This window comes from Tenacibaculum sp. MAR_2009_124, from assembly GCF_900105455.1.
Classification (GTDB): Bacteria; Bacteroidota; Bacteroidia; order Flavobacteriales; family Flavobacteriaceae; genus Polaribacter.
In genome coordinates this window covers 34,217-55,911 of sequence record NZ_FNSF01000007.1, presented here as the reverse complement: position 1 = coordinate 55,911, position 21,695 = coordinate 34,217, and the positions used below count along the sequence as shown (strand labels likewise).

Below are 21,695 nucleotides of genomic sequence, written 5' to 3'. Positions count from 1 at the left end.
AAATCACGAACACTACAAAATAGGAAGTTATGAATATAACATTAGAACAAGCGGAAAAAGCAATCGCAGCAGCAAAACAAAAATCCATAGCAATTGATACTAAAATGAATATTGCAATTGTAGATTCAGGTGCAAATTTAGTTGCATTTGGACGCATGGACGGTGCTTGGCTAGGTTCCTTAGATATTTCAATTAAAAAAGCAAAAACAGCTCGTTATTTTGATATGAATACTGGAATTATTGGAGAATTGTCTCAACCAGGTCAACCGTTATTTAATATTGAACATTCAAATACCGGACTAATTACATTTCCAGGAGGTGTACCAATTAAAAATCCTGAAGGTAAAATTATTGGAGCTATTGGAGTAAGTGGAAGTTCTGTTGAAAATGATCATACCGTAGCAGAAGCAGGCGCATTGGCATTGGCATTGACAATTTTATAACAACGGAATAAGAACTAAAAGAGGGCAATTAAGTTTTAGTTTGTCCTCCTTTTTCTTTAAAAGAAACACCTCTCCCTAATTTACTTCGATACTCGATTTTTCTTTTTCTATCGTATAACTACTTTTAAACAAATAATACTATTGAAATTTTAGTTTATTGAAGCTATTTAACTTCGAAACATCAAATATTACTATGATTTCTATCTTCAGGTTTTATTTAAATAATTAAGTATAAACACCATACATAACACCTATAAAAACAAGCTAAAACTAACGTACTTATATACCTCTTTATCTTGATTTGTATGATGGTTTACGACTATCTTTACCCCCAGATAAGACACCAGTCGTAAAGGATAAAACGAACAATCAATACTAAAGTATGAAAGCTCTTTCAAAAAAATTAAAAACCCGATTTTACAACCCCTTTTATTTACTATTAGTTATCGCAGTATTTTACAGCCATGACTTGTATATAAAAATGGAAACTTATTTCTTACAGCCAAATCAGCAAGCTACTTTAAGTCTATATAATGGAACTTTTGAAAATAGCGAAAATACGATCGCACGAGACCGTATTCTTGATGCTTTTTTTATTTCTCAAGGTAAAAAAGTAGCCATTAAACCAGATCAATGGAAAGATGAAGATAGTACACTAACAAAAGTATATTTCAATACTGGAAAAGCTGGAACCTATGTTGCAGGTATATCTACTAAAACTAGAAGTATTGGCCTTTCTGCTGATGAGTTTAACGACTATTTAAAACATGACGGAGTTTTAGACATTTTAGAGCATCGTACTAAAAACAATTTATTAGATAAAGACGCCGTAGAAAGCTATCAAAAACATGTGAAAGCAATTTATCAAGTCGGTGACATCAAAACAGATGATTGGAAAACAATACTAGGCTATCCTATTGAATTTGTTCCACAAACAAATCCTTATGAAAAATACAGCGGTGACACTCTTGCTGTAAAACTATTGGTTGATGGGAAAGCTCTACCAAACCAATTGGTATATGCTGACTATGTAAATAGTACTCATGGGCACTCACATGATGACCATACTCATGACAAAAATGACCACCATCATCCTCATAAATCTGAATCAAAAGAAACTCACACTCATACTAATGGCCAACAGTTACGAACAAATAATCAGGGAATAGTATTCGTTAATCTTCCAGAAGATGGTATTTATTACCTCAGAACTATTTACATGGTTAACACGCCCGATAGTGATGAATTAACACACAAATCTAAATGGTCTACACTTACGTTTGAAGTAAACCATAAACATGATGCTACAACGCACACGCATGATCACCACCATGAAGAAAGTATTCCTACTTGGTTATTTATCGTTGGTAGTTTATTAGTAGTAGGAGTTTTGTTTTTAATCTTCAGAAAAAAAGATTAATGAGAAAAGTAAATTTAAAACTAGCTTTATCTCTTCTACTAGTCTTCGTTCCTTTTATGACATTTGCGCATGATGTTACCAGTGCCGATCAGGAAATTTTGCATAATGGAGGCTTATGGGCCTATGTTCAGGTAGGTGCGACACACATGCTAACAGGCTATGACCACCTACTTTTCTTAGCTGGGGTTATATTTTACTTAAATGGTTTTAAAGACATTTTAAAATTTATTACTGTTTTTACTTTTGGGCATTGTGTTACATTAATTGGTGCTACATATACTGGAATCACCGCGAATGAACATTTAGTCGATGCAGTTATTGCTCTTAGTGTTTTATATAAAGGGTTTGAAAACCTAAGTGGATTCAAAAAGTTAAATATCAAATCTCCAAATTTATTACTTATGGTAGGCCTTTTTGGATTGATACATGGCTTTGGACTTTCCACCCGATTACAGTCTTTTGATATTGGAGCAGAGCTTTTTTTAGCCAAAATTTTATGTTTCAACGTTGGTGTAGAGATAGGACAAGTTCTTGCTTTAATTCCTATTGTATTTATTATTACATTCTCACAGAAACACAAGGAATTCCCAGCATTCTATAAAGCAGTAAACTGGTACTTAGTACTCGCAGGAATATGGCTATTTATTTATCAATTATACGGATACTTTAATGGTCATTAATATAAATAATTTAAATATTTAAATATTTAATTACTTATCCCTGTAAACTATCTTTCATAAAGTTTACAGGGATTTTTTAATTGATCTTCTTTTATGAAAAGTATTATCTTTATCCGAAACAAACAGTTACACCAAACTATCAAACTACAGCTTTAATCTTAAATTAAAATAAATGAAATGTGTTTCATGTAATACTGAACATGATGAAAATTTCTGTCCAAATTGTGGTCAAAGAAATGGTGTAATGAGAATTACAATTTCTTCAATAGTTGAAAGTACGTTTTCCACTTTCGTCAACATGGATAGAGGATTTCTTTTTAACTTAAAGTCCCTATTTCTAGCTCCTAAAAAAACTGTTTTAGAGTATATTAAAGGAAAAAGAAAAGGTATTTTGAACCCAATTTCTTACCTTATTTTAACCATCTCGTTGTACTTAATTATAATTACAATAGTTAGGATACCAAAAGACCCTACTGATATTATTTCCTCACCAAAATCAGGAATAAGAAAAATAGCCTATGAAATTGGATATTTATTAAGAGCATATATCAAGTATTTCTGGATATTTTCAATAATTCCTTTAGGGGCAACATTAAAACTATTGTTTCGCAAACACAATTTCCCCGAATATTTAGCCATTAGTTCATTCATTATTGGTCAAGCCACCGCTATTGGAATAGTTAGTTATTTACTTTTTAAAATACCATTGTTTTTTGACCCAGTAGTTTTTGGAGTTATTTCATTGTTAATCTTTAAAATTTTCAAACAAAAAAACAATGTATTCGAGTCCTTATTAATAACCTTTGCAGCGTTAATTTTGTTCATACTTCAATGGATTGTATTAATTATTATCCTTGGTGTATTAAAGGTTCAATTCGATTTTTAATAGCATCTAAATCATAGTATTTCCATAAATCAAAATTCTTTATAGGTTCAAAAACGACGAATTCAATACTCATAAAAAAACAGTAACTTTAAATCCATTACAAACGGAGATTTAAGCTTTACTTTTAATTTCAAAATTGACATACATGAAAAAAAACACGAAGAGAATATTAAAATATTTTATAGAGTTTTTAATCGTTGCTTTTGGTGTATATCTTGGTGTTTATACTAGTGAAATACAAAATGAAAAGAAAACCAAAAAAGAAAAAGAGAAATCAATCAAATATATAATTCAAGAATTAGAAAGTAACAAAAAAAGTCTTCAAGAATCCTTCAAATACCATTTATCAATTAAAGTGGAAATTGATAGCATTGGTGAAACATTAGGCACAAAAGATTTTTTTGCTCCTTATATGGGAAATAAATCGTTTAAACATACCAAGTTAAAAGGCTGGAACGGAATTAAAATAGCAAACCTTGAGGACACAGCTTTTGAAGCCGCCAAAATTAGTGGGATAATAAGAGAATATGACCTTAAACTTATCCAAAAAATTTCAAAAATATATAAGCATCAAGATATGTATTCTAAATTTGGAAATACGGTACTAACTAAAATGATTAATCTTGATTCTTCAACAAAAGTAGTCGATATATTTAGCGCTATTGAATTAATGGCTTATGACCTTCGCAACTATGAAAAATCTATATTAAATGCGATTGAACAATTAATAAAGGAAATAAAATAGCACCTAGAAGTTAAATAGTTACACTCTTATCGAAACTACTATTCATTTAGCAAAATGAAGTAATTTTTGAAATCTCCTTCACAAATGCTACAACTCTAAAAAAATTGAGTCTTTCATTAAAATATTAATAAACAAATGAAAAACGGCTTAATTTTAGTATTAACAATTTGCTTCTTTACAATTTCTTGTGATAAAAAACACTCTTCGAAAAAAGAACCTAGTAAAAAACTAATTTCTGATACTTACAAAGAACCTCAATTTATTCATGACAGTAGAATAGAAAAATTAAAAAGTATTGCTCCAGAATTACAAGAAATATTTTCGGAACACTCATTCAATAAAAAAATCCCTGGAATTGCCTATGGGATTGTCGTAGATAATTCATTAGTCCTCGCATCATCAACAGGTGTCTCTCAGTTAGAAAACAACATACCTGTTACCAACTATACATCCTTTAGAATTGCTTCTATGACGAAAAGTTTTACTGCTATGGCAATTCTAAAACTAAGAGATGAAGGAAAACTATCATTAAATGATCCTGTTCTTAAATATGTTCCTGAAATCAAAAGTTTAAAATACTTAACCGAAGATTCTCCAATTATCGATATTGAAAATTTATTAACTATGACCGCCGGTTTTCCTGAAGATAACCCCTGGGGAGATCGACAACTTGACTTATCTACCAAATCTTTTTTAAAAATTGTATCCAACGGGTTATCGCTATCAAAAATTTCTTCCTATCAATATGAATACAGTAATACTGGTTATGCTTTATTGGGATACATAATTAGTAAAGTATCTGGCGTTCCATATCAAAAATACATCACTACAAATATTTTAAACCCTTTAGGTATGAAAAATACGTATTGGGAATACAGTGATATTCCTAAAGAACAATTAGCCAGTGGATATCGATGGGAAGATAAAAAGTGGAAAAAAGAGTTATTATTACATGATGGAACATACGGAGCAATGGGAGGATTGATAACGTCTATTGAAGATTTTAGTAAATATGTGAGTTTTCACTTAAACGCATGGCCAGCACGAAATGAAAAAGACAACGGTCCTGTAAAGCGTAGTACTCTTAGAGAAATGCATACACCTCAATATAATTTTTTAAATTCATGGAACAAAGACTGGAATAATGAATCTTGTGTCAGCATGATTGGCTATGGTTATGGTTTAGGTATTTCAATAGATTGTAAGCGTATTGTAAAAATTTCTCATGGAGGAGCCCTTCCTGGATTTGCAAGTAACTATGTTTTTTATCCTCAATATGGAATTGGAATTATGGCTTTCGGTAATTTAACATATACCAAACCTATTCCTTATGATAAAATAGAAAAAATTCTTTTTGAAAGGTTAAAATTACAACCAAGAAAATTACCAAGTTCAAATATTTTAAAATCAAAAAAGAAAGAAATTGCCAGTTTGTTCTCGGATGGAAAAATCGATTTAAACAGGGATGTTTTCGCTAAGAATTTCTTCCTTGATATATCAAAAGATAGACGATTGAAAGAAATTCAAGGAATTATAGATAAAGCAGGAAGTATTAAAGAGATTGGTGAAATTTATTCAAGAAATCAATTACGAGGAAGTTTTAACATAAAATGTGAACATGGTGGTATTAACGTGTTTTTCACATTGACACCAGAAAGTAACCCCATGATTCAGAAAATGACAGTATCGTATAGGTCGAACAAGAAATAGTAGTTTCTCTACCGAAAAATCCTTCTTACTATAATGAATAAAGGATTTCCAAAATAAAAGCGTTTTTGATTAAATATCAAAAACGCTTTTATTATTTTTATAATAGGTGAAAATGAGAAAATTTGTGGATTTAAATTTCTACTACTGTTTTCAAAATACACCAAACATTATAAAAACATTGTTAACCACAATTTAAGAAAACACCAAAATGAGTACAATTAGATTAGGAGATGAAGCTCCAAACTTTACAGCAAAATCAACCGAAGGTGATATCAATTTCCATGAATGGCTTGGGGATAGCTGGGGAATATTATTTTCACATCCCGCGGACTATACACCCGTTTGCACGACCGAATTAGGTACTGTCGCCAAATATAAAGAAGAGTTTAATAAGAGAAATGTAAAAGTTGTAGCGTTGAGCGTTGATGGATTAGAATCCCATAATGGTTGGATACATGACATCAATGAAACTCAAAATACAACGGTGAACTTTCCAATCATTGCCGACGAAGACAAAAAGGTGTCTACTCTTTATGATATGATTCACCCAAACGCAAATAATAAACTTACAGTAAGATCTGTATTTGTTATCGGATCAGATAAAAAAGTAAAACTTATTATTACATATCCAGCTTCCACTGGTAGAAATTTCGATGAATTGTTACGTGTTATAGATTCACTGCAATTAACGGCTTATCATAAGGTGGCGACACCCGCTAACTGGAATAACGGTGACGATTGTGTTATTTCTCCAGCCGTTGGAAATGACGAAATACCAAGTTTATTTCCAAAAGGTCATACAGAAGTAAAACCTTATTTGAGACTAACACCTCAGCCGGATTTAAACTAAAATGTATAAAACCTCTAAATTTAAGTTTAGAGGTTTGTTTTTATATCTTATTTATCATACATAAAACCTCAAGAAAGTTAATTTTTAATGTATAATCAACCAAACTGATTAATGAACTCTTTATATAAGTTCAATAAAGGTTCTAATACTTTTTCTTTGTTTTTAAACTCCATATTGTACTCGCATGTTAGTATAAATCTTCCATTAATATTCTCTCCATATATGGAAGGAATAAAAGCAGTTTTATCTGCTATTCCCTTTAAAATTTTCCAACTTGAACTATGTTTAAAAAACAATTTTAAGTTTTGATTCCTTGTTTTCATTCTGAAACGATTTTTTTTACCCAAGAAAAGAGATGTAAAATGATCTCTTGTATTCAATTCAAAACATAAAGAATCGCGTTCGGCGAATATGTCACAAGATATTCTTCCGACTTCAGAAACTCCAATTCTATTTTTTATAACAATTACTCTATCTAAGTAATTCACTAATAAATAAAAGTATATATCAGGGCTTCTTGCTCCATCCCCTAAATCCACATATCCCTTTTGCATCTGGAATGTAGCATTTTCTTTTTCTGATAACTTTTTAAAAGTATTTTCTAATATCATAGGCTTCTTTTTAATATTAATATTTCACATTCAAAATATCATTTCTTTTATTTTCTTCAATTTTCCCAGAACATTTCTTTAAAAAAACATTGTAAATAACAATAAAGACAATCGTCATTATCAAGTTGAGTACTATTCTTTTTACTGTTAACTTTTTTCTTCTATAATTTCCTTTACGTTTCTTTTTAGTTTCAAAATACTCTTCATTTAGTTTTTTAGTCATCTTTAGCAATATTCTTAATACACAAAACTACTCCTTTTTAGTTTTCTAGGTATCTTTGATAAAAATCACCAAATGAAAGAACTTGCCTATTATCTTGTAGACGTTTTTACAGCCACAAAATATGGCGGAAATCAACTTGCCGTTTTTATTGATTACGATAATTTAGCTACTGATGAAGATATGCTTCAAATTGCCAGAGAATTGGGATTTGCAGAAATTACATTCATCAAAAAAAACAATGATAATGAAAGATTTGATGTTCGTATTTTTACACCAGAATACGAAGTCCCTTTTGCCGGACACCCTTCTTTAGGAACGGCATATGTTATTTCAAAACACCTAATTCCTTCTCCTAAAGAAAAATTAACATTAAGTTTAAAACATGCCGATATTGATATTATTCTAAGTGATTTACAAAATATAGACCGTAGTTTTTTTACGATGACGCAGGCAAATCTTGAATTTGTTTCTAGTTATTCTTATGAAGACATTTCGGAACAACTTGGTATTGATTATTCCTTCTTTAATACTTCTCTTCCTATTGAAGAAATAACTACTGGTCTTCCTTATATAATTATTCCCATAAAAAACATTGATAGTATTAATAGAATAAGTTTAGAAGCGAAAAGTGTCATTAATTTCTTAATTCAACACGAAAAACATAAAAGTAATAGTGTTACGGGGTTAAGTACTTCTTTTTTCTTTTTTACAGAGGAAACAGTAGATCAAAGTAATGATTATCACACTAGAATGCTTCTAATAGAAAATGGACAATACATCGAAGATGCCGCCACCGGTAGTGCCAATGGTTGCTTCTTAGCCTATTTATTGAAAAATATTAATTCGGCGATTGATGTAACTACCGAACAAGGTTTTCAAATGAATAGGCCTTCCTATTTGAAATTAGATGGAAAACTTAACAATGGAAATTATACTATTAAAGTTGGTGGACAAGTAGTTTCTGTTGGTTCTGGAAAATGGAATATTTAATAACCGCTATTACAAATGTCTAAACAGTTTTATAAACATATAACTCAATTCACAACCATTTCGCAGGAAGAATTTAACCTTATTCTTCCTTTTTTTAAAGAACAACATTTGAAGAAAAAAGAAATACTCATTGAAGGGGGAACGAAGTGCGATACGATTCATTTTATTTTAGAAGGATGTGTACACATGTATTTTATTGGAGAAAATGGAGTTAAGAGAACCATAAAATTTGCAATTGAAAATTGGTGGATTTCTGATTTTCTAGCATTTCACCAGCAATCACAAACAGATTTTTATATTCAAGCCGTAGAAACCACAAAAGTGCTTAGTTTAACTACTAACAACCATGATAAACTTTTGGAAAGCTTTCCTCGTTTGGAAAAATATTTCAGAATTATTTATCAAATTTCTTATGGTGCTTCTTTAAACAAATTTAGATACCTGTATGATTATTCAAAAGAGCAAATGTATATTCATTTTGTTAAAGAGTTTCCAGATTTTGCTCAAAGAGTTCCACAATATTTGATTGCTTCTTTTTTAGGATTAACACCTGAATATGTGAGCGAAATACGAAAAAAGAACGTTCTTAAACTAGCTTAAGAACTTCTTGCCCCCTAAGCTCTAGCTTTGTTTCAAATTAAAATTTTATATAGATGGAACAAAGAATACAAATAGAATCGATACAGCCTAATGCTTTCCAAGGAATGTTTGCTTTAGAAAATTATCTAAAAGGAAGTGATTTATCTAAAATACACAAGGAATTAATTAAACTTAGGGCTTCTCAGATTAACAAATGTTCGTTTTGTTTGAATATGCATACCAAAGAAGCTTTACATATTGGAGAAACAAAAGAACGTATTTTTTTATTAAGTGCTTGGAAAGATGGAGAAACCTTCACTAAAGAAGAAAAAGTAATTTTACAAATGACTGAAGATATTACCTTAATTCATGAAAATGGGCTAAGTAGTAATACTTATAAGGAAGCCATTTCATTGTTTGGAGAAAGTTATACTTGTCAAATAATTATAGCTATTACAACCATCAATTCATGGAATAGAATTGCTGTTAGTACCAATATGCCTTTCTAAAAGAAATAAAGGACCTCCTAAAGAACAGGAGGTCTTTATAACTTGAAAACCTATTTTAAGCTCTTATACCATTTACTTTTAACAGTCATTCTTTTTGAAATTGTTTTCTAGCATTTTTGCAATGAGTTAACTCATCGTCTTCGTAAGAACAATCTCTTCAATTTCAACTTTATTTAATGACCTACTAATTGTTCTTAACTATTTTTTCCATTATTTTCAACTTGTCAACTATTAGTAACAATAAATAACCCAAAAACGTAATCATTAGCAATGTAATTATCATGGTAAAATAAAACTTAATAGTCCATTCTAAACTAACCTTAACTCTATGAATAAGGCTAATTTCTTTTGTTTTACTTTCCATTAAAGAAAATTGTATTGTACAAAATTCGTTTTCATCATCAAAATCTCCTAAACTTACTCCCAAATCCTGAAGCTGCTGTTCTATTTCGAGAATCCTATTTTCTAGGCTCATATATTCGGCAATTTTTCCACCTTTACTCTTTAAATCAATTAAGGATTGTCTAATTTTTTCAAGCGATGCTTTTTTAGCATTTAATTGTTTGTACTCATTTGTTTTATCTTTTTTAGTGATCTTTTTTATCTGAACTTTCCCTATATTCATTAGATCTCTATATAAAGTATCAAACTTTTCAGGAAAAACTCCCACCAACATATTCAACCTTCTATTCCCACTATTTCCTCTTTTTTGCTCAAACTGAATAATAGCACTAAAATCACGTATTTTCAATCGTACTTGTTTTTCGTCTTTTACAAAGTCAGTTGTTTTAGATGATATTTCAGCTATTTTTTCATATTTCTGATCGACCTTCATTATTTGAGAGGAACTCTGTGATTTTACTCGATACTTTTCAGAAGCATAATTTTTTTTAACACTTGAAATATTATTAAAAAAATCACTTCTTACGTTTCCATTGTTCGTAACTACAGTATATCCATAAATCATTCGAAATACAAACAACACTAAAAAGCCTACGATAAAATATGCTATTGTTTTTTTTAATTGTTTTTTCATTTACTTCCATTTTAATTTAGGCCAACTAGCCTATTATTCTCTAGTATACCCAACCTTTAAACCAATGTTCCTATTAATTGTCTTAAAATTGTTGGATCTTTCAATTTATCATCTTCTGCTAGTAATAGCATTTTAGAAACGATTTCTGCCGTTTTCGGATCTTCGTCAACAAAAGGTAAGAATATCCTTCCCCTATGCTGAGAATGCACAGGAATGATACTTATATAACCTCCTGGTTGCACATGCACTACTCCACTTCCTAAATGAAGACTGTAGTTTGCATGAGTTCCTTCAATTAAAACATGTCTTTCTTTGAAGGCAACATTCTTCAACTTAAACAGCTTAGCACTTTCTTCGGCGATAACTTTTCGTAATACTACTGTAGACAAACTTGCTTCAGGATCGACTCCTCCTGCATGTGCAACAGAAACCACCAAATCAACATCTCGCATTACTTCACTAAAAACATGTTCTGGGACTTTAGATAATGGAATTGATTTATATTCTTTTTTATGATAAAAACGAATGGTTTCTAAAGTAGGATTCTCTACATCTGCCGGAGAAAACCAATCTGCCATGGCATTCAGCTCAACAATAATATGATGTTTGTGAATTACCTTTTGCAATCCGTTATCATAATCTACTGTCCATCCTCTACCCTTTAACAAGGCTAATGTTTTTTTAGGTTGCACCTGATGGCCTGCATATCGTTTACTAATTACACCTTCTCTTTCTTCATCTGGTGTTAGTGCATATAATTCTCTGTATACTTGTTTAAAAGGTTGTTTCCATTCATTTTGAAAGAAATAACGTTGCCAAGCAGTCCATTTTTTACTTTTATATAAATCAGTACAATGAGCGATATAAAACAATTGCTTTGGACTTTCTTCATATACATTCTCGTCAACACCATTCAACACCTTATTTTTCCATATTCCTAAGTTTCCAGTACTAGATTTTAATACCAGTTTTTCCAGCATTGGTTTCACAACAGGGTGATTTGACAGTCCTTCAATTTCCTCTAATGTAAATTCATCCTGATATACCATAGCCAATTCCAAAGATTTTCTTGTTCGACGGTATTGCTCTATTAGTTTTTTATTGAATTCTTTTAGTTTTAATACCTCTTTATCTTTGCGAAGTTTCGCTGGAATACTCTTTAACTTTTTCCCTTTTTTAGTAACTAAGATATTTGATTTCCCTTCGTCATCAACTTCTAACCAAATTTTAACTTCATCAAACACTAACTCCTGTGCATTGGATAACAATTGTTGTGCTTGTAAACTTTCCATTGACCAGGTTAATCGAATTGGATCGGTATATCCAGCATTTCTCGCCAAATTATCCATTGCTATTTGCACCGCTAACTTTTCACTTTCCTGTCGTTGAGAACCAAATTGCTTACTTTCTTTTAAAAACTGTTGTAAATAATTATAACGTTTCAACACATCCTTTTGCGGAACGGTTTTACTTAAAGGAACCAAACCGTAAACACGTAAATAATTTTGATTTCTTTTTTCTTTTACTCTTTTGGTTACTTCAGTAATTTTCACCTCCTTTAAAATGACATCCGCATATAATTTTGCTAGTGTATGTCCATTTCCATATGAAATATATTTTGCAGCATTATATACTAGTTTCCAACGAGGTTTTCCAAGTACTTTATAAATAGAATTAAACCAGTGAACATCTACAGCCCCTTGATTAAACTCTTCTATAGGGATTGAAGAATATCTCGCTATTTCTGTCTCCTTTTGTGCTGTTAAATATTGACTTGAATGTGCATGAAGCCACCAAATAGCACTTTCTAATCCTTCCCATTTTAGATAACTTTGAACAAATTTCTGCCATTGCGGAGCATACATTGCCACTTCTATCAAACGCTTTTCTGTTAATTTAGTCTTTTGAATTTTTTCATTGAATTTTTCTTGAGTATCATCAGATGCAGGAACAGTATTCGATAATAACTGACTCATCATACTTTTTTTCGACATACTTCCGTAGGAATAGCCAGTTTCTAACGTATCCTTGCCAAGTGCCTCAATACATTGTACAAGATAATCAGTTCCTTTAATTTCTTTGATAACTCTCGCCAAAAAACTAACCTCTGTATCAGATTCTCCTCTTGTTAGTTCTATTTCCAAAATTCTATCAACTACTTTTTCAATATAACCACTTTCATTTAATTTTGGCGATAACAACCTCCAATCATGATGATTGTGTTTGTATTTCTTAGAATCGGTTAATTGTCCCAGCATATCAGCATTTACCAAATAATACATCTTATCTGCTTCAGGAAGCTGTAAACGATTAAAATATTCGCAAAATCGATACGAGTTATTTCTTTGCTGCCTGTATACTTTACTTCCGATCCAAAGTTCTAGTTGATACAATCTCATTAAATCTTTATCGGATAAATCATTGGCTTTTATGCTCGTATAATAATTAGAAAAGAAAGGTAAATCGGTAAAAAGAGACGTAAACCTGGAAGTACTATAATTATTCCTTGTAACAATGCCTTTATTCAATTCCTTTTCTGGGTATTCATTACAAATAGCAATAGCACCCTCTAACCAATAAGAAGAATCATTCTGTTTGTGTAAAACCTGTAACGTTTCAAATATATATTCCATTTGAAATTGATATTTGAACTTAGGTTTATTCTCATAATCATACTTTGTTATCATCTGGTAACTGTATTTTTCAGAGATATCAATCACCCATTTTGGGTTACTTTTTTTATCAATTCTATTATATCCTGCATAATGACTTAAATAACAGAGATCAAGAGCATCTAAATTTGAATTATCAAACCAATCTTTCCAAACTTGTGCCAAAGGAAATAGATGATACCATTCCTCATCTGAATATTCCTTCTCATTATTTCCTTTCCTTCTTGTTTTTGTGTGTAAAAGTGTATTTCCTACCAAATAGGTTTCTTTATTACCTGCATAATTAATAGCTTCAAATTCAACATCTTTATGTTTCTCTATTAAAGCATCTAATTCCTCTAACCTTTCTAAAACCTTATCAACTGGCATACTGAATCCACTATTTGATTTTTTACGAGAAAAAAGTCCTCTTTTTGTGGTAAATATTCGTTGATGAAAATTATGAGTTGTATTTATTTCAGGTAATGTTATTGCTAACAGTTCCTTCGGATTGTATAAGCCCCAACCATTTTCTGCTGAATAATTTGTTTTTTCTTGTAATAAATCTTTTAATATAAGTTCTTCATCAGGAGTGGTTGCATATAACTCTTTATAATTCTTTGCTTCTTCTGCAACTTTATCAAGCACTCTGTTTTGCTGATGCAGCTGCTTCATCAAATCGAGTGCTGCCAATCGTTTATTTTTAACTTTTGAAGCTGCTAATGATTGAATTGTTTTCAACACCTTATCATCTTCAAGTTTTATCAAAATGCCTAAAACTCCTTTACGTAATGCGGCACTTTTCTTTCTAAGAATTTCTTCTAACACCGGAATCTCAGGATCGTGGATAGTAGCTTTTTCCAGTACCTTTGCTGAGGCTCGTTGTATTATTGAACTTCGATCCTCAATAAACGTCAAAGCCATTTCTTTTTGAAAATAAGAAGGGACAGCTTCTATTTTTTTATTTTGATAACTGTATTGGTAAAACTCTCCAAATACGGAACGCGCAAAATGCTCTCTTCCTTCTAAATCAAATTCTGATGTAAAAGGAAAAATTAACCTTAAATTTTCTTCATTCCTTTCAGCATTACCAATCCATTGGCTGGTGATCGAATTTTTACCCACCTTCGCTATTATCCATTCAAAACCTTTATTAGAAAGTGTTTTTTCTTTTTCCGGTAATTTTGAATACAAACTTTCATACAACTCATGCGCTTCTTTAAAATCATCAATATGGATTAATTGACCAACCCAATACATATCCCATAAAGAACCTGAATTTCGTAACGATGTTACTAATTCTGTATTTGCTTCCGATAAATCAGTTTGACTAGCAAAATACAGCGCTATATTTCTTTTTTCCTGCGTTCCTTTTTCTACAAGTTCTGTTAAGAATGGGTAGCACTTTTTCACATCAAACACTCCTTGTGCCCATAATGCCATATATACTTGAACATTATTTTTAGAAAGGACTCCCTCTTCAATAGTAGCTGGTTCTTTTAAATATTGTAATCCGAAATTCAAAGCTGTTTTTATAGCTGATTTCCGTTCGCTTTCCCAATTCATTCCTGTCCAAACATCTAAACTTCTGACCACTGAACTGAATCTTAGTAAATCTTCTTCAAGAACCACTTCGAGTAAATAAATTAAGGCTCCTGTGCTTGTTTCATCAAGACACTCCAAAATTACCTGACGTAATCCTTCTTGTCGTTGAGCTGCCAATAACAGGTTTTTCACAGCCTCCCAAGCTTCTTTTTTATTTGACAGTAACAATCCTTTAATTATACTTCGAGAAACCGTTCCTACCTCAGCATCACCTTGTAAAATATCCAATAACGACTTCAATAAAGTAGGATGATCATAGTCTATAGCTGCGGCATACAGATACGAGAAATTATGATCTCCAATATGATTTCCATATTTCGCATACTCCTCAAGAGTTAGATTATACTTCCATTCTCCCCATAAATTATATATCCAATTAATTTGATTATGAAAGTACTTTCCTTTTTCCTTTGGTAGTCTAAACGATCTTCTAGCATATCCAGACTGATACATTCCCTCTGTAATCTTTAACCATCCGTGAGCTATATAATTTGCATGTTCCCCGAACATTACTGTAAGCATTTCCTTGCTTTTTCCATCCCAAGGATTTTCTTCATTTAACTTAGATTTTTTTAAAACATCCCAACGTTTTTTCGATCGTTCATTCCAGTCTTTGTATTCTGAAAGTTCACTTGATAAATCCAGCAGAATGAGTAAAAGGTTATTATTTTCAGCAGATAAAGATTTTCGTTGCAGGTTTACCCTATCAACACGCTCATTTTGCCAATTGGTTTCTTGTACAATCTTTTTGCTTTCTAAATAATGAGTTATTTGGTCGTTAGTCATCTTGTTCTTTTTAATAGTATCCGCCTGCCAAAAACGTTAAACGAATAAAAGTAAATGTATTTTCTTCTGTAAATTCAATTATATCTTCTAGGTCTTCTAATTCGTTATTATCTAGAAAAACTTTATAGAGACCATCTTTAAATGCCAACAGAGCAACTTCCTGTGCTTCCTTTACTTTCGCTACCTCAAAATTGTAGGTATCTTTAAAACCTACCTTACCTTCCAACACCATAGTTTCAAGTTCCTTTGGTAGTAAAAAATTGATGACTTCAGGATTTTCAACTCTAGAATTAAAAGCCATTACTTGTTGTTTCACTATCGTTTCTAAAAATATTTGTAGGGAAGTCCCAGAATATAAATCAGGAACATCGAGCATTTTATTTTCAATAATTGGTTTTCTTTTCCCTAATTGCTTTACCTGTATTTGAATGTTCATTTTATTCTCTTTCTTAGTGAAGTTATTTAGATTTCCTCTTATTGGCTATTAAATTATTATTTTCACCCTTTTCCGATTTTTTATTGTTTCATAACACTGCTATGTAACCAAAAAAACTATTTCTCGCTTCAATCAAAAAAGTCTAAATCACTTCATCTTATATTTTAGTCTAACAATATACAATGAAGTTACCTAGTCTTCTCTTAACAAGTATATAATTTAATCTCAAAGCTTTCACCATTTATTTAATATTCGCTAGAATTCATTTAGTATTCGCGTTATCATTTTTATTTCCAGCAACGTCAACCATATAATCAACACTTTATACGATTTAGGATATCTTATAAAACAACAAAACCACAACATCTCTGCTATGGCTCTGTATTTATTATTTTAAAAAATTAATTTCTGTATAGCTTACTCTTGCTCGGTACTCATCACAGACAAGCACTAGCCGTGACGCTGACACACTATAACCCAGCGGGGGATTCGTGCGGGAGCCATAATTGGAGACGTAAAACTAGACATACATATTCTTAAAACAACAAAACCACAACATGGCTGCTGTAGCTTTATCTTTAATAATTTAATTTCTGCTATATTCCTTACTCTTGCTCGATACTCGTAATAGACGAACATTAGTTCCCGTTTTATATACGTCAAATAACATAATCATTGTTTTTCTGCTAAAAACCCAAAAACCACATTGCAAAATACATTGCAACGTGGTTTATCTCAATTTAAAAAGAAACAATTACCCTTAACTAGAAGCAGTTAAGACTGATTGAAATTTTAGTTCTTCGTTCTTATCCCAGATTCCCCAATAAGCTCCTACAACTCCTTCAGCTCCTTGCTTCCAAGACTCATCAAATGATGAGAAGTAAAATACTGGAATATCTTCTTCACTAGCCCAACTTTGCGTGTTGATAAAATATTTCATAGCATTTTCGTGAGAAGGCATTGCTCCTCGCAGTCCTTCTCCTTGGCTAGGCCAACCTGTTTCGGTAATAATAACTGGTTTTCCTTTCCCAGCATCTCTTGCTTGATAATACATTTGTTTCATATACATCAATGAATAATCAATATCACAGCCTTCCCAATATGGGTAACAATTAGTCAAAATAACATCACATGCGTCCGTTATTTTTGGTCTTTGTGTAAACTCGTAATAAGCATCAACATATCCCATTGGAATATCCTCTGGTAATGCTTTCTTTACTCTTTGCATAAAACCTAGTAACTCTTCTTCCGTCAAATCCTCTCGGTACATGACTTCGTTACCTACTGCAGCTATGTCTACATAACCTTTATTGGCCAATTGTATAAGGCCTTTAATTTCCTTTTCATTAATTTCAGGATCATCACCTAACCAAGCACCAACCATGGTTTTAATCCCCATTTCTTTGGCTATTTTTGGTATTAGTTCATTTCCTTCGGTACATGAAAAAGAACGTATCCATTTTGTATAAGGTTTTAAAATCGTTAACCTTCTTCTGATTTGCTCTTCTTCCAATTGATCTCCAGGTTTTTGTCCCTCTTCATAGAAACTAGAACACACTCCATGCATTCCCCCTATCAATAAATCATTAAATATCTCTTTTAAATCTTCCTGAGATTTCCCTTCAAGTGATATTGAACTTTTTGATAATGACTGTATTTTCCCAGCTCTATATGACATTTTAAGTATAGTTTAAGTTTAGTATTTTAATTGTTCATTTTTGTCCCAAATTCCCCATCTGGATCCAACATCTCCTTCTTGATGCACTTTCCATGACTCATCAAATGATGAGAAATAAAACATCGGTATATTTTTGTGCTGCGACCAATTAATTGCATTAATAAAATATTTCATGGCATTGATTTCTGAAGGTTGTGCACCTTCAAAACTTTCTCCTTGGTTAGGCCAACCTGTTTCCGAAATAATTACTGGTTTTCCCTTGGCTACCTTCTCAGTTACGGCATACATTTTCTTTAAATAACTGGAAGTATCTTCAATACTACTTCCTTCCCAGAAAGGATAACAGTTAACTAAAATAACGTCGCTTACTTCTACCAAACTTGGTCGCTGTACAAATTGATAATATGCATCAACATAACCTACAGGTACGTCTGGTATTGCCTTTTTTACTTGGTTTATGTATGCTACTAATTCTTCTTCTGATAAATCTTCACGCAGTAACACCTCATTACCTACAACAGCCACATCTACATGACCTTCTCTTGCCAGGTTGATTAAGTTGTTGATTTCAATATCATTTTGTTTTTTATCTTTTCCTATCCAAGCTCCTACCATTGTTTTCAATCGTCTACTCCTTGCTACCTTCGGAATCAATTCATTTCCATCGGTACATGAAAATGATCGTATCCATTCGGTATATGGAGCTACAATATCCATACGATGCTGTATTTGCTCTTCTGATAATTGATCTCCAATATACTGACCTTCCGCATAAGGGCTAAAACATAATCCATGAAGTTTTCTATTGAAAACTGTATCGAATAATTGTTTTATTTCTGTATCTGATTTTGAAGTAAAATCAAAATCCATACTGTTGTCTATTTGTAAATCTGAAGACAATAATTCTGAAAGCATGTCTGATTGATATCCTGAACCTTGCGGTTTTTTACGACGATTTAGCTCTGCTCTAATTTCGTTCGAACGCTCTTCACTCACATCATAATCTTTCATTACCCACATAGCTGCAATGGTACCGATTACAGGAAAAAAACAAAAAAATGCATGTAATCCATCTATAGCTTCTGGCTGTTCCGTAGTAGGAACTCCTGCTTCAAAACCAACAGCCCAAATAATAACACCACCTAAAGCTCCAGCTATAGCAAAACCTACTTTTACCATCCACCAATAAATTGCACCAAAAATACCTTCTCTTCTTTTTCCTGAGTTTAGTTCATCAATATCAATAACATCAGCAGTCATGGACATCATAATTGTAAATAAACTTCCTATTCCAAATGAGAAAAATGGTAATGCTATAATGTACATCCAAGGTTTTCCGGGGATGAATAAAAAATACAGCATCGCGTATCCTACAATTGAAATAGCTTGAGAGACCATAAATGCTTTTTTCTTACCCATTTTTTTTGAAAGCCACGCAACAATCGGAATCACAAAAAAAGTAGTCCCCAATGCACCTAAACACCCAAACAAAGACACCCAAATACCTGAAGCTTCCGTATCTCCATTGAATAACTTGTATACAATTACAAAAAGTGTCAATGATGAAACCGCCATAAATGCATTATAAATAAAGAAGGTAGAAATACATAACTTCCTAAATTCTTTGATTCTAAAAGCTTCCACAAAGCTTCCAAATATCTTGTCTAAACTTCCTTTAATATTTCCGAAACTCAAAGGCTCATAATCTTCATTTAAACTAGATTTACTTCGAATAAAAATAGCGGGAACAATAGCACAAATTGCACAAGGAATTGCCACCCATATTGCCAGTTCTCTTACAGCTACATCTGCTGAAGGAAACCAATCGGGGTCATACATAATTACCCAAAACCAAGGGGCAATAACCCAAGCCCATTGACCAATCCACTGAGCGATTGCCATTATACTGGTTCGTTCATGAAAATCGTCACTCATTTCATAGCCCATAGCAACATAGGGAACACTAAAAAATGTTAGTCCTAAGTAAAAAACGATAGACCATAAAAAGAAATACCAAAAATTATATTGTACTGAATTTTCTTTAAATAACTGCCACATGAAAATATAGGCAACTCCCATTAAAACGCCTCCAATGAGAACATATTTTTTTCTTCTTCCCCATTTCGATTTGGTATTGTCTGAAACAAATCCCATTATAGGATCAGAAATAGCGTCAAACAATCTTGGGAAAAGGTAGATCATTCCCCACATGAGTCCTGAAAATTTTAAATCTTGTACCAAAACCACCATAAAAATACCCAATATTGCAGGAAACATTTGATTTGCAAACATCCCTACTCCAAAGGCTATTTTCTCACTTAAAGGGACTTTCGTTGTAGCTGACGACATAGTTAATTGTTTTAATTAGTTGAAATAATTATAGTTTGTATGGCTTTCGCCTGTATAGAAATAGCTTTAGTGTTTTCACCTAATTCTAAAGAAAATTCCTTTTTGCCTTCAGTTGGATTAAACAATACAACTGCAACAGTTCCATCTGGATTCTTTACTGCAGTAATCATCACGTCTTTATCCAACGATTCTGCTTTTACTACTGTTGCTCCAGGGCGCATATATTTACTAAAATGAGCCATCGTATAATACAGGGGAGTAAAGTATACTTTATCTTCAATTTCATCAACAATTACTGGCGCTGCACACCAGTTTTTAAACCAATTCGGACCTCCTTGACGGTTTAATACCATATTCCAATCTACCCAACCATCTACCCAATTATTTAAACAACCAATAATATCTCTTGCATATCTGTATACTGGAGCATATTTTGGATGTAAATACTTTTTACTTTCTTCCCTCCAATCATATCCCCAATCAGTAGCTTCTTTACTCCAATACCAAGCATCATTTTGCCACGCTGGTACTTCAGAGTCTATACAACCTTCTGTTTCTATTAGATATTTATTTGGTGCTTTATGATGCGCATATTGTAATGCTTCGGGATATACTTCATAAGTACTATCATACCAATGTATTGCTGTTCCGTCAAAATATTTAGAAGTCTCTTCGTCCTTGTACATAACATCTACCCATTCTTGCAAACCATCACGGTTTTGATCATATCCCAAGATTATCTTATCTCCATAACCATCAGCTTCTAACTTCGGCCCTAAGTGATGTTGCACAAAATCCGTCATTTCTTCAGGCGTATAATGCATACTTTCCCAGTTGTTTCCGTTACCATGAGGTTCATTTTCAACTGTGAATCCCCAAATATTAATTCCTTCCGCTTCATACGCTTTTAAATACTTCGAAAAGAATAAGGCCCAAGTATCATAATATTCAGGCAATAGTTTTCCTCCAACCCATTTATTATTATCCTTCATCCAAGGAGAAGCTGTCCAAGGCGAAGCAAAAATTTTAAATCCATCTTCAGATGTTGCCAATGCATCCTTTATCATAGGGATTAAATCATCTTTGTCTTCTTTTACAGAAAAATCTTTAAGTTCTTTATCTGGAGTTGGTGTATAGGAATATTGAGTCAATGAGAAATCACATGAGTTCATATGAGTTCTTGTTAAAGAGTAATTAGCCCCATCTCTACTGAAATAAGCATCAATAACCTTTTTTCTATTTTCCTCCCCTAATCTATTTAATAAATAGGCCGAAGATTCGGTAAAAGCACCTCCAAATCCAGTAATGGTTTGATACTTTGTTGTCGCATCAATCACTATCTTGGTAGCAGTTTCACTATTCGTAAAATTGGTAAGTAAGGTTAACTTATTACCACTTGCTGAAGTTTCGTAAACCTCAATATTTAAGCTGTTTTGTTTAGAACATTTCATTAGTAAAATAGACAAAAACAACAAAGCAATTAGTTTCGTTAGTTTCCCCAAAATTTA

General features: G+C 32.0%; 18 protein-coding genes. 10 read left to right on the top strand and 8 right to left on the bottom strand.

Annotated elements, in window-relative coordinates; all coding sequences use genetic code 11:
* Positions 1 to 29 precede the first annotated feature (29 nt).
* The 7 genes from BLW23_RS17240 to BLW23_RS17210 all read left to right on the top strand — a co-directional run bounded on the left by BLW23_RS17240 (position 30) and on the right by BLW23_RS17210 (position 6,734).
* Positions 30 to 443, top strand: coding sequence for a GlcG/HbpS family heme-binding protein (locus BLW23_RS17240; protein WP_093672196.1), 414 nt, complete (start codon positions 30 to 32; stop codon positions 441 to 443).
* Positions 444 to 825: 382 nt separating this feature from the next.
* On the top strand, positions 826 to 1,863 hold the full coding sequence (locus BLW23_RS17235) for a DUF4198 domain-containing protein (protein WP_093672194.1): 1,038 nt from the start codon (positions 826 to 828) through the stop codon (positions 1,861 to 1,863).
* Positions 1,863 to 2,543 carry a HupE/UreJ family protein gene (locus BLW23_RS17230; protein WP_093672192.1) on the top strand — a complete coding sequence of 227 codons (681 nt, stop codon included), beginning with the start codon at positions 1,863 to 1,865 and terminating at the stop codon, positions 2,541 to 2,543. The genes BLW23_RS17235 and BLW23_RS17230 overlap by 1 nt, the downstream gene beginning before the upstream one ends.
* 172 nt (positions 2,544 to 2,715) lie before the next feature.
* A complete protein-coding gene (locus BLW23_RS17225) occupies positions 2,716 to 3,429 on the top strand; it encodes a DUF3667 domain-containing protein (protein ID WP_093672190.1) in 714 nt (237 codons plus the stop codon).
* Between the two features lie 145 nt (positions 3,430 to 3,574).
* Positions 3,575 to 4,174 (top strand): hypothetical protein, encoded by a 600-nt coding sequence (locus tag BLW23_RS17220; protein ID WP_093672188.1) that lies wholly within the window; start codon positions 3,575 to 3,577, stop codon positions 4,172 to 4,174.
* A gap of 135 nt (positions 4,175 to 4,309) precedes the next feature.
* Complete coding sequence (locus tag BLW23_RS17215) at positions 4,310 to 5,884, top strand: serine hydrolase domain-containing protein (RefSeq protein ID WP_093672186.1); 1,575 nt, start codon at positions 4,310 to 4,312, stop codon at positions 5,882 to 5,884.
* Positions 5,885 to 6,092: 208 nt separating this feature from the next.
* Positions 6,093 to 6,734, top strand: a complete 642-nt coding sequence (locus BLW23_RS17210) for a peroxiredoxin (protein ID WP_093672184.1) — start codon at positions 6,093 to 6,095, stop codon at positions 6,732 to 6,734.
* Positions 6,735 to 6,829: 95 nt separating this feature from the next.
* On the opposite strand, the gene BLW23_RS17205 is transcribed toward BLW23_RS17210, so the two are convergent.
* Complete coding sequence (locus tag BLW23_RS17205; protein WP_093672182.1) at positions 6,830 to 7,345, bottom strand: hypothetical protein; 516 nt, start codon at positions 7,343 to 7,345, stop codon at positions 6,830 to 6,832.
* 16 nt (positions 7,346 to 7,361) lie between these two features.
* The gene (locus BLW23_RS17200) at positions 7,362 to 7,568 is read right to left on the bottom strand and encodes a hypothetical protein (RefSeq protein ID WP_093672180.1); all 207 of its coding nucleotides are present in this window, start codon (positions 7,566 to 7,568) and stop codon (positions 7,362 to 7,364) included.
* Positions 7,569 to 7,640: 72 nt separating this feature from the next.
* Here BLW23_RS17200 and BLW23_RS17195 point away from each other — a divergent pair, with 72 nt between their 5' ends.
* Genes BLW23_RS17195 through BLW23_RS17185 form a run of 3 tightly spaced genes read left to right on the top strand, consistent with a single transcriptional unit; the run spans position 7,641 to position 9,646 of the window.
* The gene (locus BLW23_RS17195) at positions 7,641 to 8,558 is read left to right on the top strand and encodes a PhzF family phenazine biosynthesis protein (RefSeq protein WP_093672178.1); all 918 of its coding nucleotides are present in this window, start codon (positions 7,641 to 7,643) and stop codon (positions 8,556 to 8,558) included.
* 15 nt (positions 8,559 to 8,573) lie between these two features.
* Entirely contained in the window at positions 8,574 to 9,158 is a 585-nt protein-coding gene (locus BLW23_RS17190) for a Crp/Fnr family transcriptional regulator (RefSeq protein WP_093672176.1), read from the top strand.
* 53 nt (positions 9,159 to 9,211) lie between these two features.
* Positions 9,212 to 9,646: a carboxymuconolactone decarboxylase family protein gene (locus BLW23_RS17185; RefSeq protein WP_093672174.1), complete on the top strand. Its 435-nt coding sequence runs from the start codon at positions 9,212 to 9,214 to the stop codon at positions 9,644 to 9,646.
* Positions 9,647 to 9,830: 184 nt separating this feature from the next.
* Here the strand turns inward: BLW23_RS17185 and BLW23_RS17180 are convergent, their stop codons facing one another.
* The 6 genes from BLW23_RS17180 to BLW23_RS17155 all read right to left on the bottom strand — a co-directional run bounded on the left by BLW23_RS17180 (position 9,831) and on the right by BLW23_RS17155 (position 21,638).
* Positions 9,831 to 10,682, bottom strand: a complete 852-nt coding sequence (locus tag BLW23_RS17180) for a DUF4349 domain-containing protein (protein ID WP_093672172.1) — start codon at positions 10,680 to 10,682, stop codon at positions 9,831 to 9,833.
* Positions 10,683 to 10,738: 56 nt separating this feature from the next.
* Positions 10,739 to 15,724: a DUF4132 domain-containing protein gene (locus BLW23_RS17175; RefSeq protein WP_093672170.1), complete on the bottom strand. Its 4,986-nt coding sequence runs from the start codon at positions 15,722 to 15,724 to the stop codon at positions 10,739 to 10,741.
* Positions 15,725 to 15,734: 10 nt separating this feature from the next.
* Complete coding sequence (locus BLW23_RS17170; protein WP_093672168.1) at positions 15,735 to 16,160, bottom strand: hypothetical protein; 426 nt, start codon at positions 16,158 to 16,160, stop codon at positions 15,735 to 15,737.
* A 760-nt stretch (positions 16,161 to 16,920) separates the two neighbouring features.
* Positions 16,921 to 17,838, bottom strand: a complete 918-nt coding sequence (locus tag BLW23_RS17165) for a glycoside hydrolase family 17 protein (protein ID WP_093672166.1) — start codon at positions 17,836 to 17,838, stop codon at positions 16,921 to 16,923.
* Positions 17,839 to 17,856: 18 nt separating this feature from the next.
* Positions 17,857 to 20,187, bottom strand: coding sequence for an MFS transporter (locus BLW23_RS17160; RefSeq protein WP_093672164.1), 2,331 nt, complete (start codon positions 20,185 to 20,187; stop codon positions 17,857 to 17,859).
* Between the two features lie 11 nt (positions 20,188 to 20,198).
* The gene (locus BLW23_RS17155) at positions 20,199 to 21,638 is read right to left on the bottom strand and encodes a glycoside hydrolase family 30 protein (protein WP_093672162.1); all 1,440 of its coding nucleotides are present in this window, start codon (positions 21,636 to 21,638) and stop codon (positions 20,199 to 20,201) included.
* Between the last annotated feature and the right edge of the window lie 57 nt (positions 21,639 to 21,695).

Bases quoted from the DNA above. Each gene is read 5' to 3' on its own strand.
- BLW23_RS17160 (WP_093672164.1), bottom strand. From the start codon at position 20,187: ATGTCGTCAGCTACAACGAAAGTCCCTTTAAGTGAGAAAATAGCCTTT.
- BLW23_RS17155 (WP_093672162.1), bottom strand. From the start codon at position 21,638: ATGAAATGTTCTAAACAAAACAGCTTAAATATTGAGGTTTACGAAACT.
- BLW23_RS17225 (WP_093672190.1), top strand. From the start codon at position 2,716: ATGAAATGTGTTTCATGTAATACTGAACATGATGAAAATTTCTGTCCA.
- BLW23_RS17190 (WP_093672176.1), top strand. From the start codon at position 8,574: ATGTCTAAACAGTTTTATAAACATATAACTCAATTCACAACCATTTCG.
- BLW23_RS17200 (WP_093672180.1), bottom strand. From the start codon at position 7,568: ATGACTAAAAAACTAAATGAAGAGTATTTTGAAACTAAAAAGAAACGT.
- BLW23_RS17170 (WP_093672168.1), bottom strand. From the start codon at position 16,160: ATGAACATTCAAATACAGGTAAAGCAATTAGGGAAAAGAAAACCAATT.
- BLW23_RS17185 (WP_093672174.1), top strand. From the start codon at position 9,212: ATGGAACAAAGAATACAAATAGAATCGATACAGCCTAATGCTTTCCAA.
- BLW23_RS17215 (WP_093672186.1), top strand. From the start codon at position 4,310: ATGAAAAACGGCTTAATTTTAGTATTAACAATTTGCTTCTTTACAATT.
- BLW23_RS17205 (WP_093672182.1), bottom strand. From the start codon at position 7,345: ATGATATTAGAAAATACTTTTAAAAAGTTATCAGAAAAAGAAAATGCT.
- BLW23_RS17175 (WP_093672170.1), bottom strand. From the start codon at position 15,724: ATGACTAACGACCAAATAACTCATTATTTAGAAAGCAAAAAGATTGTA.
- BLW23_RS17220 (WP_093672188.1), top strand. From the start codon at position 3,575: ATGAAAAAAAACACGAAGAGAATATTAAAATATTTTATAGAGTTTTTA.
- BLW23_RS17230 (WP_093672192.1), top strand. From the start codon at position 1,863: ATGAGAAAAGTAAATTTAAAACTAGCTTTATCTCTTCTACTAGTCTTC.
- BLW23_RS17235 (WP_093672194.1), top strand. From the start codon at position 826: ATGAAAGCTCTTTCAAAAAAATTAAAAACCCGATTTTACAACCCCTTT.
- BLW23_RS17210 (WP_093672184.1), top strand. From the start codon at position 6,093: ATGAGTACAATTAGATTAGGAGATGAAGCTCCAAACTTTACAGCAAAA.
- BLW23_RS17180 (WP_093672172.1), bottom strand. From the start codon at position 10,682: ATGAAAAAACAATTAAAAAAAACAATAGCATATTTTATCGTAGGCTTT.
- BLW23_RS17240 (WP_093672196.1), top strand. From the start codon at position 30: ATGAATATAACATTAGAACAAGCGGAAAAAGCAATCGCAGCAGCAAAA.
- BLW23_RS17195 (WP_093672178.1), top strand. From the start codon at position 7,641: ATGAAAGAACTTGCCTATTATCTTGTAGACGTTTTTACAGCCACAAAA.
- BLW23_RS17165 (WP_093672166.1), bottom strand. From the start codon at position 17,838: ATGTCATATAGAGCTGGGAAAATACAGTCATTATCAAAAAGTTCAATA.